Origin of the sequence: Burkholderia sp. SRS-25 (assembly GCF_004343765.1) — a bacterium.
GTDB classification, from domain to species: domain Bacteria; phylum Pseudomonadota; class Gammaproteobacteria; order Burkholderiales; family Burkholderiaceae; genus Burkholderia; species Burkholderia contaminans.
Genome location: NZ_PTXM01000013.1, coordinates 39475 through 56371 on the forward strand (window position 1 = coordinate 39475; position 16897 = coordinate 56371).

Consider the following 16897-nt stretch of genomic DNA (forward strand, 5'->3'; position numbering starts at 1 on the left):
GTCCCCATGCCGCTCGACCCACAGGCGCAGGCGCTGCTCGCCGCGTTTGCCCAGGCACCCGCGATCGATTTCGCGCAGCTCACCGTTCCCGCGTATCGCGCGAACCTTGCCGCCGGTGGCGCGTTCGCCCCGGGCGATGCCGTCGCCGCCGAAGAGGACTGGCAGATTCCCCTGTCGGGCCGTCAGTTGTCCGCACGGCTGTATCGGCCCGCCGCCGACGGGCCGTTGCCGCTGACCGTGTTCTTCCACGGCGGCGGCTTCGTGTCGTGCGGGATCGATACGCATGCGAACCTGTGCCGCAGCCTCGCGGCCCGGGCGCGCACGCTCGTGCTGTCGGTCGACTACCGGCTTGCACCCGAAGCGCGCTTCCCGGCGGCCGCGCACGACGCATGCGACGCGGTGCGCTGGGCCGCCGCCAGTGCGCGCGATCTCGGCGCGCGCGCCGGTGCGATCGCCGTGGCCGGCGACAGCGCCGGCGGCAATCTCGCGGCGGTCGCCTCGCTGCAGTTGCGCGGCTCGGGTATCGCGATCGCGCACCAGTTGCTGCTGTATCCGGTCGCCGATTGCGCGACCGAGCATCCGTCGTACGAAACGCTCGGCAACGGCTATTTTCTGACGGCGGACTGGATGCGCTGGTTCAAGCGGCACTATTTCGACGAAGGCGCCGATCGCGCGTCGCCGCTCGCGAGCCCGCTCGCCGCGCCGGACGTCGCAGGCGTGGCGCCGGCGACGATCATCAGCGCCGAATTCGATCCGCTGCGCGACGAGGGCGAAGCGTATGCGCTGCGTCTCGCACAGGCCGGCACCCCGGTGACGCTCGTGCGCTGGCCGGGCCAGCTTCACGGTTTCGCGAGCATGCTCGGCGCGATCGATGCAGCCGACCGCGTGCTGACCTTCGGCGCCGGCGCGCTGCGCCGCGCGTTCGATTTGACGGAGGCCTCATGACGCTGGCCGGCACGCTGGAGATCGTCGACGAACTGCGGGCGGGCCGAATGGTCCTGCTCGTCGACGAAGAGGATCGCGAGAACGAAGGCGATCTCTTGATCGCGGCCGATCACGTGACGCCCGACGCGATCAATTTCATGGCGCGTTTCGGGCGCGGGCTGATCTGCGTCACGCTGACCGCCGAGCGCTGCGAGCAGTTGAAGCTGCCGCCGATGGCCGATCACAACGGCACGCCGTTCGGCACCGCGTTCACCGTCAGCATCGAGGCTGCCGAAGGCGTGACGACCGGCATTTCGGCGGCCGATCGCGCACACACGATCCGTGCGGCGGTGCGGGCCGGCGCCCGCCCGGACGACCTCGTGCAGCCCGGCCACGTGTTCCCGATCGCCGCACGCCCCGGCGGCGTGCTCGTGCGTGCGGGACACACCGAGGCCGGCTGCGATCTCGCGGCGCTCGCGGGGCTCACGCCGGCCTCGGTGATCTGCGAGGTGATGAACGACGACGGCACGATGGCGCGGCTGCCCGAGCTGCAGACGTTCGCCGCGCATCACGGGCTGAAGATCGGCACGATCGCCGACCTGATCCATTACCGACGCGAACACGAATCGCTCGTCGAACGCGTCGGCGAGCGGCCGCTGCATACGCCCTGGGGACGATTCCGCGCGATCGAATATCGCGACACGGTGCACGGCGCGCCGCATCTCGCGCTCGTGCGCGGCGAGCCCGATCCGTCGACACCGGTGCTGACGCGCGTGCACGAATGCCATTCGCTGCTCGACCTGCTCGATGCGGAGCCGTCCGCGCATTCGTGGCCGCTGCACGCCGCGCTGCAACGCATCGACGCGGCCGGCTGCGGGGTAGCCGTGCTGCTCGACTGCGACGTGCGCGGCGACGCGATGCGGGTGCCGGCCGGCCATGCGCGCCGCGACGGACGCGTGACGGGGATCGGCTCGCAGATCCTGCGCGAGCTCGGCGTGCGGCGGCTGAACGTGCTGTCGAGCCCGTTCCGTCTGCCGGCGCTGTCGGGGCACGACCTCGAGATCATGGCGTTCATCCCGCTCGGCGACGACGATCCGGAAAGCGCGCGGAGTGTGCACGCGAATCCGCTGCGGGCGGCGTGAGGGGTTGACGCGGGATCGGCGGGGCCTTCATTTGACAGGCTATCGTTTGTTTTTATTGAATACAGCCTATGATTTGTATTTTGACAATACATGCCATAGGCTGTATTTTCCGATGACAAACGATCGCTTGTCATCCTGCGGAGCGCCCGATGGCCTTTCCTGTCCAGACCCTGACCCAACTGCGTCCGATACTCGTCGGCTTCCGGAAAGCCGCGGGCCTCACGCAGGCGCAATTGGCTGCCCGTCTGGGCGTCACGCAACAATCCTACGCGCAGATCGAGGCCAACCCGTCGGCGGTCAGCATCGAGCGGCTCTTCAAAGTGCTGAACGCGCTCGGCGTTCACATGACGCTCGCACTGGGCAAGCAGGACGTGGCGGCGGCATCGGCCGATCCCGTGCCTGTGCCCGATGCTACGCCGGCGGTTCGGAAACCGGCCTCGAGCAAACGCAAGCAGGAAACGGCCCCCGGCACCACGCCCGCCACGAATCCAGCCAAACCCGCAACCGGCGCCAAGCGCAAGCGGCCCACTGACGCAGCACCCGGCAAGCCCCGGGTTTCCAAGCGGGAGGACTGGTGACGATGGCCACGCGTGCCCGCCACGACCGGCTCGACCTGTGGATGAACGGCATTCCGGTCGGCTACTGGGAAGTCCGGCGCGGCGTCGAGCGCCTCGTCTACCTGCCTGAATGGCTCGACGATCCACAGGGGCGGCCGCTGTCGCTGTCGCTGCCCTTCACGCCCGGCAACCAGCCGCACCAGGGCGCGATCGTCGCCGATTACTTCGACAACCTGCTGCCGGACAGCGAGCCGATCCGCCGTCGCATCGCGCAGCGTTACCGGCTCCGCTCGACGGCGCCGTTCGAACTGCTCGCGTCGATCGGCCGCGATTGCGTCGGCGCGATCCAGATGCTGCCGCCCGGCGAGACGCCCGTCGATCTCGAGGCGATCGACGGCATGACGCTCGACGACGCGGCCGTCGCCGACGTGCTGCGCCACGCGACCGCCACGCCACTGCCCGGCCGCCCGGAGCTGGAAGGCGACCTGCGCCTGTCGATTGCCGGCGCGCAGGAAAAGACCGCGTTGCTGCGTCAGGGAAACCGCTGGCTCCGGCCCTCGGGCAGCACGCCGACGACGCACATCTTCAAGCTGCCGCTCGGGCGCGTCGGGAACATGCAGGCCGACATGCGGACGTCCGTCGAAAACGAATGGCTGTGCTCGACGCTCGTCGCCGCGTACGGCCTGCCGGTCGCACCGTGCGAGATCGGCCGGTTCGACGACCAGAAAGCGCTGATCGTCGAGCGCTTCGACCGGCGTCCGTCGCGCGACCGCACGTGGATCCTGCGGTTGCCGCAGGAGGACATGTGCCAGGCAACCGGCACGCCCGCAGGCGCGAAATACGAATCCGACGGCGGCCCCGGCATCGAGACGATCATGGGCATCCTCGCGAATTCGGCCGACGCTGCGCGCGACCGGATGAATTTCTTCGTCACGCAGCTCGTGTTCTGGGTGCTGGCGGCGATCGACGGCCACGCGAAGAACTTCAGCATCGCGCATTTGCCCGGCAACACCTACCGCAGCACGCCGCTGTACGACGTGCTGTCCGCGCATCCGATCATCGGCACGCGCCGCAACCAGCTTCCGCCGCGCCGCGCGCGCCTCGCGATGGCCGTGTGCGGGAAGAACCGGCACTACGTGATCGGCGAGATCCAGCCACGCCACTGGATCGCGCAGGGCCGGCGTGTCGGCCTGACCGAAGATGACGTGCACGCCGCGATGGCAGCCGTCGTCGCGCGCACGGAACCGGCGATCGCCGAGGCCGCAGCGCAGATCCCGGCGGAGTTTCCGGCGGACGTGGCGGATGCGATCTTCGATGGCATGCGACGGCAGGCCCGCAAGCTGCGCACGGCCGAGTAGCCTCGGCCGTCACTCGCGGCGACACGCTACTCCCCTGCGGCGAAGCGCCGGCAATGCTCCAGATACCCCGCTTCATGGCTGCTCACGAGCTGGACGATGCTGTTCCACAGCCACATCGGCGCATCGATCGTCTTCGCGCGGTTGCGGCAGAGTTCGGTGCGCCACGCCATGCGTGTCGGCTTGTCCATCTGGCGCGCGTGGGCGGCGCCGACCACCGCACCCAGATAGCGCGCGACTTCACGCGCATCATCCTCGGCGAGCAGATCGATATCGAGCTTCAGATCCTGTGGCAGCAGTTCGCGGATCACGACCGCGCGATCGAGCAGGCGCGCGGCCCGCATCCGCTCGCCGAGGGCCGGCGACAGATGCCGTGCGCCTTCCACGACGCGCTCGGCGTTGTCGCGCGGCATCGTGGCCGTTTCGTCGCGCGGCGCGGCGGCCGTCACGCCCTCCTTGATGTCCATCAGGCACAGGTCGTCGCCGTCACTGACGTCGCCGTCGATGTCGAGCAGCACCGCGTAGCGCAGCCGTCCAAGCGAGCTGCAGCCCTTCACCCAGTACGCCGCGTCGAGCACGTCGACCTTGCCCGCGTCGTTGCGGCCCTTGAGGCTCGTGGCGAGCGTCGCAATCGCCTCGTCGCCGAACAGCTTGCCGATCGCGCGGGATTCCTTCGCACTCAGCGGCCAGAAGCGGCGGCGAAGCGGAATCGTCGGCGCGAGCCCTTCGATCCGTTCGACAGCGAGTTGCCGCCACGAGCGGCGCATGGCCTGCTTCATCACGAGGTGCACCGGTTCCGGTCGTTCGGGCAGCTTCGCGTTGCGGCTGCCGAACGCCGACGCATAACCAGCCGTCATCGCCTCCATCATGTGCACGATCGTCAGGCCAGCCAGTGCGGACCCGCGCGCGGCCGTCGCAAGCGAAAGCCCGAGGCGGATCAGGTCGTGAACGGGGTTGCCGACGACCGTCTGGTCGAGATCGCGGATCTGAACGTCGACCTTCCCTTCGCTGTTCGCGACCGGGCCGAGGTTGCCGGTATGGCAGTCGCCGCAGATCCAGATCGACGGCCCGCGCGGCAGCGCGCTGCCGTTGGTTTCGACGAGCCATTCGTAGAACCGCGCCGTGTTGCCGCGCACGTACGCGTGAGGTGAACGCGCCATCTTCCGGCGGCGCTGCTCGGTCAGGATCGCCTGACGCCCGGCGGGTTTCGGCATGCGCGTCTGCTTCGGCCGTGACTGGCTGCTCATGCGGTTCTCCGGTTGTGCTTGTCGTGTGCGGCGTGCCGCTTCGTCACGATGCCATTGATCGATGCATTCGTGCAAACCGGCAGCGTTGCCGATGCCCGAACGCCACGGCCGGCCTTCTCATGCTTCATTCGGCAGGATCGGGCCATCCACCTGGACGATGCGCGCCGGTGCGGGGTGCGCACAATGATCGTCGAGCCCATTCCCGACGTCCGCCCGACATGGAACCGACCGACCTTCTCCCCGCGTTCAGCCCGCTGCAGATCGGCCCGCTGACGCTGCGCAACCGCCTGATCAAGTCCGCCACCAACGAGGGCATGACGCCGAACGGCGTGCCGTCGCGCGCGCTCGTCCGCTTTCACGAACGCATCGCCGAAGGCGGCGCCGCGCTGACGACCGTCGCGTACTGCGCGGTCAGCGACGACGGTCGCACGTTCGTCGACCAGGCACGGCTCGACGTGCCGACGGTCCGCCAGTTCCGTGCGCTGACCGACGCCGTCCATCGCCACGGCGCCGCCGCATCCGCACAGATCACGCACAGCGGCTGCTTCACGTTCCTGCCGTCGCTGTCGACCCGACGGCCATTGAGCGCGTCGGGCGGCTTCAACAAGGTCGGCGTGATGAGCGGTCGCTTCCTGAAGCAGGCGATGACGCGCGACCAGATGTCGACCGTTGCCGACGAATTCGCGCAGGCCGCACGCCATGCGCGCGACGCCGGCTTCGATGCGGTAGAGATCCACATGGGGCACGGCTATCTGCTCAGCCAGTTCCTGTCGCCGCTGTACAACCGCCGCCGCGATGCGTATGGCGGCGACGCGGCGCGGCGTGCCGCGTTCCCGGTCGAGGTGCTGCGCCGTGTGCTCGATGCGGTGGGCCGCGACCTCGCCGTCGTCTGCAAGATCGGTGTGACCGAAGGCGTGCGCGGCGGCGGAACCGCCGACGACGCTTGCGAAACCGCGCGGCGGCTCGAAGCCGAAGGCGCGCATCTGCTCGTGCTCAGCGGCGGGATGAACGTCGAATCGGTGTGGCAGCTGTTCGGCAGTCCGTTGCCCGGCGACGCGCGCGCGAATGCCGACAACGCGATCGTGCGCACGGCAATGGCGCTGCAGAAGCTCACCGAGCCGAAGATGGGCGTGTTTCGGGAGATGTATTTCCTCGAGCACTCGAAGAAGGTGCGCGCGGCCGTCAGGATGCCGCTCGCTTACCTTGGCGGCGTACGTTCACGCGGGAACGTCGAGCTGGCGATGCGCGAAGGGTTCGACGCGGTGGCGCTCGCACGCGCGCTCGTGTTCGAGCCCGATTTCGTCAACGGGCTGCGCGACGGCCGGCTCGCGCAGTCGGGCTGCACGTCGTGCAACCGCTGTGTCGTGTCGATGTACACGCCGGGCGGCACCGCATGCGTGCTGCGCGAGCCGAACGACCCCGCGCCGAACCGCGTGCCGGCCGCCGGCGCGTGACGCTTGACGTGTCACGCGTGACGGGTAGCGACCGATGTCCGTTGCGGGCGCCTCGGCCGGTCAGCCGGCGTCGCGTGCGCGGGCGAGCGCCGCGAGATTCCCTTCGCCGAATCCGTGGTGCCCCTTGCGCTGCACGATTTCGAAGAAGATCTCGCCGGGCCGGCGCTTGACGAAGGTCTGGAAGAACAGGCGCGGCACGCCATCGCTGCCGATCTCGCCGTCGACCAGCACCGCGCGCCGGCGCAGCGCATCCAGATCGACACCGTGCCCCGGCAGCCGTGCGTCGATGTCGTCGTAATAGCGGGCCGGCGGTTCGATGAATTCGACGCCGTTCGCGCGCAGCGCATCGACGCAGGACAGGATGTCGTCGGTGGACAGCGCGACGTGCTGCACGCCCTCGCCCGGATGGTCGGGCAGATACGCATGCATCAGCTGGGTGCGCCGCGTGCCTTCCTCATAGACCGGAATCCGCACCGCGCCGCACGGCGACACCATCACGCGCGATTCCTCGGACACATGCCAGTGCGCGTCGATTTCGTGGATCTCGCGAAAATGCAACAGGTCGTGGTAGAAATCCAGCCACTCCTGCATGCGCCCCGCGCCGACGGTCTGCGTGAAATGATCGACCTGCTGCAGCCCGACGCCCACGCAGTCGAGATCGGTATGCGCGGTTGCGATGTCGATCGGCCGGAAATCGATGTCGAAGATCGAAATATCGCCGACGCCGCCGCGCTGGCCGTCGCGCCCGCGCCAGCGGTCGACGAAATAGAGGTGCGAATCGCCGATGCCCTGGATCGCCGGGATCTTCAGCTCGCCGACGCCAACCTTCTCGCCCTCGAACGCCCATGCGCCGAGCTCGATCGCCCGCTCGAACGCGCGCCGGGCGCTGGCCACGCGCAGCCCGATCGCGCAGACGCCCATCCCGTATTCCTCCGCGTAGCGCGCGGCGAACGAATCGGGCTCGGCGTTGATCAGGAAGTGCATCTGCCCTTGCCGGTACAGCGTGACGTTCTTGCTGACGTGCCGCGCGATCGCCTTGAACCCGAACTGCTCGAAGCGCTGCGCGAGCGCTTCCGGCACGGGCGCCGCGAATTCGACGAATTCGAGGCCGGCCATCCCGAGCGGATTGGCAGCCGGATCGGCAACGGGCGGCGTATCGCTGGACAGGGGGTGGGAATTGCCGGGCATTCCAGTCTCCGGGGGCATGCGGTCGATGGGGATGGCGCCCGTCGCGTGCGGCATGCGCAGCCGGGGTGGCGACCGCGCATCCACCCCGAACGGGCGAGTTTTCAATGCTGCCGATTTTAACCAGTTCGTTCACGGCGGCACACCCTGGCCAAACGGGATATCGTCACGCCGCCTAGTGCAAACCCGGAAAGCGTTCGATAATCGCACGGATTTGAACGATAATCGCGCACTTTACCCGATCGGCCAATTGCCGCCATGCGGCGCGCGCCCTATTCTCCGTTCACTCATCGACTTCAATGCAGCATCGGACGCGGCCCCGCCACGATTCCACGATGCGCCGTGCCAGGAGACATCGCCATGACCCCAGCCTTCGACACCCTCGACGCCGCCAGTGTCCGCATACGCAGCCAGGCCCGCAAGGCCGCGATCGGCAGCTTCGTCGGCGCCGTCGTCGACTGGTACGACTTCCTGCTGTACGGGATCGTCGCCGCGCTGGTATTCAATTCCGAGTTCTTCCCGAAAGTCAGCCCGACGATGGGCACCCTCGCGGCGTTTGCCACCTTCGGCGTCGGCTTCCTGTTCCGGCCGCTCGGCGGCATCGTGTTCGGCCACTACGGCGACCGGCTCGGCCGCAAGCGGATGCTGGTGCTGACCGTGATGCTGATGGGGCTGTCGACGGTCGCGATCGGCCTGCTGCCGGCGTTCTCGACGATCGGCTGGTGGGCGCCCGTGCTGCTGGTGCTGATGCGCGCGATCCAGGGTTTCGCGGTCGGCGGCGAATGGGGCGGCGCGGCGCTGATGGCCGTCGAAAGCGCGCCGAAGCAGAAGAAGGCGTTCTACAGCAGCGGCGTGCAGGTCGGCTACGGCGTCGGCCTCGTGCTGGCCACGGGCATCGTGTCGATCCTGAGCCACACGCTCGGCGAGGCCGCATTCAAGTCGTGGGGCTGGCGCCTGCCGTTCGTGTTCAGCATCGTGCTCGTGCTGATCGGGCTGTGGGTGCGCAAGAACATGGACGAGTCGCAAGAGTTCGTCGAGAAGGTCGAACACGGCAACCGCAAGCTGCGCCTGCCGGTGCTGGAAGCGCTCACGCGCCATCCGAAGGCGTTCCTGCTGATCATCGCGCTGCGTCTCGCCGAACTGTTCACGATGTATATCGTCACCGCGTTCGCGCTCAGCTATTCGACGACGAACCTCGGCATGTCGCGCGACCTGTTCCTGAACATCGGCCTGCTGGTGGGCGCGGTGAGCTGCGTGACGATCCCGTGTTTCGCGTGGCTGGCCGACCGCTACGGCCTGCGCCGCATCTACCTGATCGGCGCGCTGATCGGCCTGGCGTCCGCGGTCCCGTTCTTCGTCGCGCTGGAAGCGCGGTCGGTCGCGTGGATCGTGGTCTTCTCGATCCTGCTCGCGAACGCCGCGCACGACATGGTCGTGAGCGTCCAGCAGCCGCTGTTCACCGAGCTGTTCGGCGCCGAGTACCGCTATAGCGGCGCGGGCGTCGGCTACCAGTTCGCGAGCGTGGTCGGCGGCGGGTTCACGCCGTTCATCGCGGTCGCCCTCGTCAGCGTGGCCGGCGGCTCGTGGCACCTCGTCGCCGGTTATCTCGCGGTGGGCTGCCTGATCTCGCTGGCGGTCGCCGCGCGGATGCGGGCGGCGCAGTAATCCCCTGACCCGATGGCCGGCCCGATGCGCGGCCGGCCATCCCGCGCTGCTCGACGATGACCTGCAACGGCGCCACTGCGTCGGGTTCGAGCGCACGACGTCAAACACTGTCAGTTACACGCGCCGATTCCCCCTTTTCCCCTCTGAACATTCCACGCCGCCCGCCGACCAATGGCATCATATGGGCCTACGTCAGTCACCGATACGCCCCCATATCATGTCGAATCTCATCGTCCACGGCGGCACTCCGCTGCGCGGGGACATCAAGCCGTCCGCGAACAAGAATGCCGTCCTGCCGATTCTGTGCGCCACCCTATTGACCGATCAGCCGCTGCGCCTCGTCGGCGTGCCGGACATCACCGACGTGCGCAAGATCCTCGACATCTTCCGCACGCTCGGCAGCGACGTGTCGGTCGATTTCACGACCGGCCTGCTCGAACTCCACCATCGCAACACGAAATTCGACCCGGCCGTCCACCGGCTGCCGGAAGCGATGCGTTCGTCGATCATGCTGATCCCGCCGCTGCTCGCGCGCTTCGGCGTCGCGCGGCTCGAGAACGACGTGAAGGGCTGCACGCTCGGCGTGCGCGAAATCGATCCGCACGTCGAGGTGTTCGAGCGCTTCGGCGCGCACATCGAACGCACGCCCGATTCGCTGATCGTCCGCACCGACGGCCCGCTGACGGCCAACGACCACTGGCTCGACTATGCGTCGGTGACGACCACCGAGAACTTCGCACTGTGCGCGACGACCGCGAACGGCACGTCGACGCTGATGAACGCCGCGTCCGAACCGCACGTGCAGGAGTTCTGCCAGTTCCTCGCGATGATCGGCGTTGCAATCGAGGGCATCGGCACGTCGCGGCTGTGCGTGACGGGCGGCCACAAGCTCGGCGGCGGCGAGTTCCGCTTTGCGGAGGATTTCCACGAGATCGCGACGTTCCTCGCGCTGGGTGCGATCACCGGCGGCGACATCACGGTGCGCAATTCGTCGCCCGAACATTTCCCGCTGATCGACCGCACGTTCGCGAAGTTCGGCGTCAACGTCACGCACCGCGACGGCTGGTCGCGCGCGGAACGCGACGGCCCGCTGCGCGTGCGCCGGCCGTTCACGCAGAACATCCTCACCAAGGTCGAAGCCGCGCCGTGGCCGTACCTGCCGGTCGACCTGCTGCCGATCTTCATCGCGCTCGGCGTGCGCGCGGAAGGCAGCGCGATGTTCTGGAACAAGGTGTACGACGGCGCGCTCGGCTGGTCCGGCGAACTGTCGAAGTTCGGCGCGCACGTGCTGCTGTCCGATCCACACCGGCTGATCACGTTCGGCGGGCTGCAACTGACGCCGGCGCGCGTCGAGAGCCCGTACATCATCCGCGTCGCGATCGCGCTGCTGATGGTGGCCGCGAGCATCGAAGGCCGCTCGGAAATCATGAACGCGCTGCCGATCCGCCGCGCGCACCCGCACTTCGTCGAGAACCTGCGCTCGGTCGGTGCGAACGTCGAGTGGACGAGCAGCGAGTAAAGCCGTGACGGTACGGCGCACCCGCTGCGAACAGCCGTACCACCGTCCACACCCGGCCGGCGCCTGCGCCGGCCGCGCCTTCCGGCATTACTCGCCGCCCCTGCAATCGACATCGCCGCCGCCCATGTGGTCGAACCCGTAGAGCATCACGGCCGTCGTGCCGCGCGCGGGGTTGCTCGAGCGCTTCGCGAGGCTTTCGTCGAGCGGTGACGACGGATACTGGACACTCGTGTCCATCAGATTGCCCGGCTCCGCCCTCAACTCCGCTTCGGTCAGCTTGCTCCCTTCCGCGCGCGGCAGCCCGAACGCCTTGCGCACGTCCGCTTCGTTCCACGTCCCCTTGAGCGTGACGGTGACCATCTGCAGCCTGCCTTGCTCCCAGTCGAGCTCGACCTTCGTCGCGAGCGGATGCACGCTGGCCGCGAGCCGGTCGGGGAACGCCGGGCCCTCGTAGTAGGCCTTCGTGTTCTTGCACGCGTCGCCGGTGTTCCTGTACTTCTTCAGCGCACAATTGAAGCGCTTGTCACGGTAGCCGAAGGTCGTTTCGACGTAGCAGCCGAATGTCGGTGACGTCATGCGCGGCCACGCACGGACGTCGACGGTCGGCTTCGGGACGGGTGTTCCGGACGAAGGATTCGCCGCGGCAAGCAGCGGCACGGCCGCGACGAGCACGGCCAACACGGATTCGCGAATTTTCATTGTTCTGTTCCAGTCGAGGCGCCGATTCTAGCGCGGGGTCGCCAGCGTATTCGTGTCTGCGATGCTGCGGATCAGCAGCAAGGCCTTCGGCATGTCTTCCGCATAGGTTGCGCGCGTCCGACTGGCCCGGTAGTTCGGCGTATTGCCGATTGTCGTCGACGGTCATGTTCCGGGCTCGGGGCACGCGTCCACCATCGAATGACACGAGCCATGATCGAGCGTCGCGGCAGATCCGATCTGCGCGATAATCGCCCACTCACGCGCGATTACCGCGCATCCAGGCACCCGCTCCCGACGATGAAAAAGCCCGAACTCGACCGACGCGACTGGATTGCCGGCCTCGAAAAAGGCCTGGCGATCCTCGAGGCGTTCGACAGCCAGCATGCGCGCATGACGCCCACCCAGGCCGCCGCGCGCACCGGCCTCACGCGCACGGCCGCGCGGCGCTACCTGCTGACGCTCGAATCACTCGGCTACGTGTACACCGACGGCAAGCTGTACGGCCTCACGCCGCGCGTGCTGCGGGTCGGCTGGTCGTACTTCGATTCGGCCCGCTTGCCGCGCACGGTCCAGCCCTATCTGCAGCAACTGAGCGCGTCGCTCAACGAGTCGGCGTACGTGAGCGTGCTCGACGGCTGGGAACTCGTGTTCATCGCGCGCAACGGCGTGTCGCGGGTGATGACGACCGGCTTCGTGCTCGGCGCGCGCGTGCCGGCGCCGCTGACGTCGCCCGGCGTCGTGCTGCTCGCCCATCATCCCGATCGCGAAGCCGTGCGCGCGTGGCTCGACGACACCGAACTGCCGCCCTTCACGCCGCACACGATCACCAACAAGGCGCGTCTGCTCGAACAGATCGACCAGGCACGCGACGCCGGTTTCGCGGCGATCGAACAGCAACTGCAGGTCGGCGTGCGCGGGCTCGCGGTGCCGTTGAAGAACCGTCACGGTGAAGTGGTCGCCGCGCTGAGCACGAACATGCCGATCGGCGCGGAGACGACCGACGCGGCCGTGCGGCGCGTCCTGCCGCACCTGCAGGAAGCCGCGCTCGCGATGCTCAACGTGCTGTAGCGATGCGCGGAGACGACGAAGCCGCGCGCCGGAACGGGCTGCGCAGCGTCACCGTCACCCGATCCGCCACCACCGCGGCAGCAGATCGCGCACTTCGCGCCGGCGGTAACGGTCGTCGATCAGGTGCACGACGCCTTCGTCGTGCTCGGTGCGGATCACGCGCCCGGCCGCCTGCACGACCTTCTGCAAGCCCGGATACAGGTACATGTAGTCGTAGCCGTTGCCGAAGCGCGCGTCCATCGCGCGCCGCATCTGCTCGTTGACGTCGTTGACCTGCGGCAGCCCGAGCGTTGCGATGAACGCGCCGATCAGCCGCTCGCCAACGAGGTCCACGCCTTCCGAGAACGCCCCGCCCAGCACCGCGAAGCCGACGCCGCGCCCGCCTGCATCGAAGCGTGCGAGAAAGGCGTCTCGCTCGCTTTCCGCCATGCCGGGCGCCTGCGCCCAGACGGGCACGTCCGGATGCCGCGTCTGCATCAGCGCGACCACGCGCCCCAGGTAGTCGAAGCTGCTCAGGAAGCCGAGGTAGTTGCCGGGCCGCGTCGCGTATTGCGCGGCGATCAGGTCGGCGATCGGTTCGAGCGAACGGTCGCGGTCGCGCCAGCGCGTCGACACGTGGCTCGCGACACGCACCGTCAGTTGTTCGGCGCGGAACGGCCCGTCGACGTCGAGCCAGCCCGTGTCGCCGGGCAACCCGAGCGTGTCGCGATAGAAATGAAACGGGCTCAGCGTGCCCGAGAACAGCACGGTCGCGCACGCGGCTTCGTAGCGCGGCGCGAGAAAGCCGGCCGGAATCACGTTGCGCACGCACAGCGTCGACTGGACGCGGCGCCGGCGGCCGGCCGACATCACGCCGTCCAGCGCCGGCTGGCGCGGCATCGGTTCGCCGTGCAGCGTCGCGTCGAAGATCGATGCGCTGTCGAACGCTTCGGCCAGCACGCCGAACTGGATCGCCTCGAAATGAAACCGCAGCAGCGCATCGCCGTTCGCGCGCGGCGCGTCGGCCAGGTGTTCGCCGATTGCCGCGACGAGATTCTGCACGGCCGACACGATCGGGCCCGGAATCTCCGGATACGCGGCATAGCGCTCGGCCTGCGCGCGACTGACCGAGCCCCAGGCGCGGGCGAGCCGGTCGAACGCCTTGCGCAGCGCCGCGGGCGCGACCTCGCGGGCCGCCGCGAATGCGAACGGATCGAGCGACGCGCTGTACATCTTCCTCGCGCGATCGAGCAGGTTGTGCGCTTCGTCGACGAGCACGCCGACACGCCACTGGTTCTGCTGCGCGAGCGTATGCAGCATCGCGCTGCCGTCGTAGTAGTAGTTGTAGTCGCCGATCACCACGTCGGACCAGCGCGCAAGCTCTTGCGACAGGTAGTACGGGCAGACGTCGTGCGCGAGCGCGGCCGCGCGCACGGTCTCGCGATCGAGCAGCCCCGCCTCGATTGCCGCATCGCGCGCGGCCGGCAGCCGGTCGTAAAAACCTTTCGCGAGCGGACACGATTCGCCGTGGCATGCGCTGTCCGGATGCTCGCACGCCTTGTCGCGCGCGACGAGTTCCAGCACGCGCAGCGGGAGCGCCGGCGTGCCGGCGCCGAGCGTCGTCGCCGCCTCGAGCGCGAGCGCGCGTCCGGGCGTTTTCGCGGTCAGGAAGTACACGTGATCGAGCTCGCCCTCGCCGCAGGCCTTCAGCAGCGGAAACACGGTGCCGAGTGTCTTGCCGATGCCGGTCGGCGCCTGCGCCATCAGGCAACGCTCGTCGCGTGCCGCGCGATAGACGGCCACCGCCAGCTCGCGCTGGCCGCTGCGGAACTGGCCGTGCGGAAACGCCAGCGCGCGCAGCGCCGCATCGCGTGCAGCGCGATGCGCCGTCTCGCGCTCGGCCCAGCCGACGAAACACGCGCACTGTTCGGCGAAGAACGTCGCGAGTTCGGCCGCCCCCAGCGTTTGCGTCAGCACCGTCTCGCGTTCGGACACGATGTCGAAATAGACCAGCGCGACGTCGATTTCCTGGAAGCCGCGCGCGTCGCACATCAGGTGCGCGTAGACCTTCGCTTGCGCCCAGTGCAGCGCACGGTAATTGGCCGGCATTGCGTCGAGGCTGCCGCGATAGGTCTTGATTTCCTCGAGACGGTTTGCCACCGGGTCGTAGCCGTCCGCGCGGCCGCGCACGGTGAGCGTACCCCAGGTGCCCGTCAGCGCGATTTCGGTTTCGTAGCGCGCGCCGCGGTTCGACGTGACCGCACCGTGGCCGGCGATGCCTTCGAGCGCGGTCGGCGCGGGCGTGAAGCGCAGGTCGAGATCGCCGCGTCGCGCGGTGAACTCGCACATCGCCCGCACCGCGACGACATAGCTCATGCGGACAGTCCCGCCGCTTCGGCGTGCGCGACGCCCTCACCGGCCCACTCGACATCGATCACGCGCACCGGAATGCCGTGCGCGACGCAGTACGCGAGCCAGCGCGTCTGGTTGTCCTGCAGACGGTCGCCGGGGCCTTTCACCTCGATCAGCTCGTAGCGGCGCTCGCCGGGCCAGAAACGGACGAGATCGGGCAACCCCGAGCGGTTGCTGCGGATATCCGCGAGCAGGCGCGTGAACCACAGCCGCAGGTGCTCGGGCGGCAGGCACGCGAGCGCCTCGTCGAGCAACGCGTCGGTCAGCACGCCCCAGAACACGAACGGCGATTGCAGCCCCGCCTTCGTCGCGAAATGCCGGCGGATCGTGTCGCGATAGGCGCCCGAATCGAGTTGCGCGAAGCACGCGGCAAACGCGTCCGCACGGCGCGCGGCGAAATCGGGTGCATGCAGATCGGCCGGGCCGCGCTGGAACGGGTGGAAGAACGCACCGGGCACCGCGGCGAACACGGGTTCCCAGCACAACAGCCCGAACAGCGAATTGATCAGCGTGTTTTCGACGTAATGGACCGGCGAAGCCGGCTGCGCAAGATGGTCGCGTACCGCGAATTCGACGCTGACGAACGCGTCGGGGCGCGCAATTACGAGCGTCTCGCGCGGCACGTCCGCCGCCGCGGCCGCGCGTTCGACGCGCTGGCCGAGCCGGCGCTGCAGGCGCGGCAGCATGCGCTCGACACGCTGGCGCTCCTCGTCGCTCTCGAAGCCGCCGCGCGCATCGAGCGCCAGCGCGAGTGCATCGTCGTCCCGCCCGCAGCGTTCGAGCACGCGGATACGGCGATGGCGGCTGCCGGGCCATGCGCTGCGCGCATACGCGTCGAGCGCGCCGTCCCAGTCGGCCCGGCGCTCGCACGTCTGCCCGAGCGCGAACAGCAGCTTCGCGCGCCGCGTCGCGAGCCACGGCTGGGCGCAGCCGACCGCGTCGATGGCGCGCACCAGGTCATCGAACGGCAGATCGTCGGGCCACGCGTCGAGCGCCTCGCGAAACATCTGCAGCGCGAGATACGCATCGACGTCGCCGCGCTGCTGGAACGCACGCGACGACGGCGCGATCGGCACGCTTTCGTACTGGAATACGCCGAGATCGGCAAGCACGAACTCGCTCCAGTCCTGATGCAGATTGCCGAAGAACATCAGGCGCAGCCGGTCGCACAGTGCGCCGACGGTCACGCGCAACACGCGGTCGCCGGCCTGCGCGCACCACGCGTCGAGCGGTTGCGCGACGTCGTGCGCGGGCCGCAGCCGTTCGAGCCAGTCGGGCTTGCGCTCGCCCGCATGCGCGGCGAGTGCCGGGAAGATGCGCAGCAGATCGGCCTTGGTCGACAGCGCGAATAGTTCGTCGAGCGTCAGCGCAGGTGCCGGATCGACCCAGCCGAGTGCGACGAGCGGCGCGACCGCATCGAGCGCGCAGCCGATTTCGTCGTAGACGAGCTTGCTGGCGCGGAAGTCGGACCCGTTGCGCATCAGCATCCGCACGAGCAGCGCGCGCGACGCCTGCGGCAGCGTCGCGAACTGACGCACGAACGCGTGCTCGTGTTCGTCGAACAGGTCGTCGTAACGCGCGCCGAGCCAGGCCAGCGCGCGTTCGAAATTGGTCAGGTAGTAAAACGCCGGAGGCGTCGGCGATGCAGGCGTCACGGGGATTGATCACTGTACATTTGTACAGGTCGGAAT

The 16897-nt window shown here is 68.5% G+C and carries 13 protein-coding genes; 8 read left to right on the forward strand and 5 right to left on the reverse strand.

Annotated elements, in window-relative coordinates; all coding sequences use genetic code 11:
- The first annotated feature begins 6 nt into the window (after window positions 1-6).
- The 4 genes from C5O79_RS18370 (at window position 7) to C5O79_RS18385 (ending at window position 3981) form a co-directional block, all read left to right on the forward strand.
- Window positions 7-945 carry an alpha/beta hydrolase gene (locus tag C5O79_RS18370; RefSeq protein ID WP_122475788.1) on the forward strand — a complete coding sequence of 313 codons (939 nt, stop codon included), beginning with the start codon at window positions 7-9 and terminating at the stop codon, window positions 943-945.
- Complete coding sequence (gene ribBA / locus C5O79_RS18375) at window positions 942-2066, forward strand: bifunctional 3,4-dihydroxy-2-butanone-4-phosphate synthase/GTP cyclohydrolase II (protein WP_122475786.1); 1125 nt, start codon at window positions 942-944, stop codon at window positions 2064-2066. Before C5O79_RS18370 ends, ribBA begins: the two co-directional genes overlap by 4 nt.
- 149 nt (window positions 2067-2215) lie before the next feature.
- Window positions 2216-2644, forward strand: a complete 429-nt coding sequence (locus C5O79_RS18380; RefSeq protein WP_122475784.1) for a helix-turn-helix transcriptional regulator — start codon at window positions 2216-2218, stop codon at window positions 2642-2644.
- 2 nt (window positions 2645-2646) lie between these two features.
- Complete coding sequence (locus C5O79_RS18385) at window positions 2647-3981, forward strand: type II toxin-antitoxin system HipA family toxin (protein WP_131931552.1); 1335 nt, start codon at window positions 2647-2649, stop codon at window positions 3979-3981.
- A 26-nt stretch (window positions 3982-4007) separates the two neighbouring features.
- On the opposite strand, the gene C5O79_RS18390 is transcribed toward C5O79_RS18385, so the two are convergent.
- On the reverse strand, window positions 4008-5225 hold the full coding sequence (locus tag C5O79_RS18390) for a DUF2252 family protein (RefSeq protein WP_131931554.1): 1218 nt from the start codon (window positions 5223-5225) through the stop codon (window positions 4008-4010).
- A 218-nt stretch (window positions 5226-5443) separates the two neighbouring features.
- Between C5O79_RS18390 and C5O79_RS18395 the strand changes: the two genes are divergently transcribed.
- Window positions 5444-6679 (forward strand): NADH:flavin oxidoreductase, encoded by a 1236-nt coding sequence (locus tag C5O79_RS18395; RefSeq protein ID WP_122475780.1) that lies wholly within the window; start codon window positions 5444-5446, stop codon window positions 6677-6679.
- A gap of 60 nt (window positions 6680-6739) precedes the next feature.
- On the opposite strand, the gene C5O79_RS18400 is transcribed toward C5O79_RS18395, so the two are convergent.
- A complete protein-coding gene (locus tag C5O79_RS18400; protein WP_122475778.1) occupies window positions 6740-7867 on the reverse strand; it encodes a VOC family protein in 1128 nt (375 codons plus the stop codon).
- A 357-nt stretch (window positions 7868-8224) separates the two neighbouring features.
- Here C5O79_RS18400 and shiA point away from each other — a divergent pair, with 357 nt between their 5' ends.
- Both shiA and C5O79_RS18415 read left to right on the forward strand, forming a co-directional pair.
- A complete protein-coding gene (gene shiA / locus C5O79_RS18410; protein WP_122475776.1) occupies window positions 8225-9529 on the forward strand; it encodes a shikimate transporter in 1305 nt (434 codons plus the stop codon).
- A 217-nt stretch (window positions 9530-9746) separates the two neighbouring features.
- Entirely contained in the window at window positions 9747-11048 is a 1302-nt protein-coding gene (locus C5O79_RS18415; protein ID WP_046547791.1) for a UDP-N-acetylglucosamine 1-carboxyvinyltransferase, read from the forward strand.
- 87 nt (window positions 11049-11135) lie between these two features.
- Here the strand turns inward: C5O79_RS18415 and C5O79_RS18420 are convergent, their stop codons facing one another.
- Window positions 11136-11747 carry a hypothetical protein gene (locus C5O79_RS18420; protein ID WP_131931556.1) on the reverse strand — a complete coding sequence of 204 codons (612 nt, stop codon included), beginning with the start codon at window positions 11745-11747 and terminating at the stop codon, window positions 11136-11138.
- A 297-nt stretch (window positions 11748-12044) separates the two neighbouring features.
- On the opposite strand from C5O79_RS18420, the gene C5O79_RS18425 reads away from it, so the two are divergent.
- Complete coding sequence (locus C5O79_RS18425) at window positions 12045-12815, forward strand: IclR family transcriptional regulator C-terminal domain-containing protein (RefSeq protein WP_047850003.1); 771 nt, start codon at window positions 12045-12047, stop codon at window positions 12813-12815.
- A gap of 54 nt (window positions 12816-12869) precedes the next feature.
- Here the strand turns inward: C5O79_RS18425 and C5O79_RS18430 are convergent, their stop codons facing one another.
- Window positions 12870-15170: an ATP-dependent DNA helicase gene (locus C5O79_RS18430; protein ID WP_131931558.1), complete on the reverse strand. Its 2301-nt coding sequence runs from the start codon at window positions 15168-15170 to the stop codon at window positions 12870-12872.
- Window positions 15167-16861, reverse strand: coding sequence for a VRR-NUC domain-containing protein (locus C5O79_RS18435; protein WP_122475772.1), 1695 nt, complete (start codon window positions 16859-16861; stop codon window positions 15167-15169). Before C5O79_RS18435 ends, C5O79_RS18430 begins: the two co-directional genes overlap by 4 nt.
- Between the last annotated feature and the right edge of the window lie 36 nt (window positions 16862-16897).

Excerpts from the sequence above, each read along its gene's own strand:
- shiA (WP_122475776.1), top strand. The coding sequence starts at position 8,225 with ATGACCCCAGCCTTCGACACCCTCGACGCCGCCAGTGTCCGCATACGC.
- ribBA (WP_122475786.1), top strand. The coding sequence starts at position 942 with ATGACGCTGGCCGGCACGCTGGAGATCGTCGACGAACTGCGGGCGGGC.
- C5O79_RS18385 (WP_131931552.1), top strand. The coding sequence starts at position 2,647 with ATGGCCACGCGTGCCCGCCACGACCGGCTCGACCTGTGGATGAACGGC.
- C5O79_RS18420 (WP_131931556.1), bottom strand. The coding sequence starts at position 11,747 with ATGAAAATTCGCGAATCCGTGTTGGCCGTGCTCGTCGCGGCCGTGCCG.
- C5O79_RS18370 (WP_122475788.1), top strand. The coding sequence starts at position 7 with ATGCCGCTCGACCCACAGGCGCAGGCGCTGCTCGCCGCGTTTGCCCAG.
- C5O79_RS18380 (WP_122475784.1), top strand. The coding sequence starts at position 2,216 with ATGGCCTTTCCTGTCCAGACCCTGACCCAACTGCGTCCGATACTCGTC.
- C5O79_RS18430 (WP_131931558.1), bottom strand. The coding sequence starts at position 15,170 with ATGAGCTATGTCGTCGCGGTGCGGGCGATGTGCGAGTTCACCGCGCGA.
- C5O79_RS18415 (WP_046547791.1), top strand. The coding sequence starts at position 9,747 with ATGTCGAATCTCATCGTCCACGGCGGCACTCCGCTGCGCGGGGACATC.
- C5O79_RS18395 (WP_122475780.1), top strand. The coding sequence starts at position 5,444 with ATGGAACCGACCGACCTTCTCCCCGCGTTCAGCCCGCTGCAGATCGGC.
- C5O79_RS18390 (WP_131931554.1), bottom strand. The coding sequence starts at position 5,225 with ATGAGCAGCCAGTCACGGCCGAAGCAGACGCGCATGCCGAAACCCGCC.
- C5O79_RS18425 (WP_047850003.1), top strand. The coding sequence starts at position 12,045 with ATGAAAAAGCCCGAACTCGACCGACGCGACTGGATTGCCGGCCTCGAA.
- C5O79_RS18400 (WP_122475778.1), bottom strand. The coding sequence starts at position 7,867 with ATGCCCGGCAATTCCCACCCCCTGTCCAGCGATACGCCGCCCGTTGCC.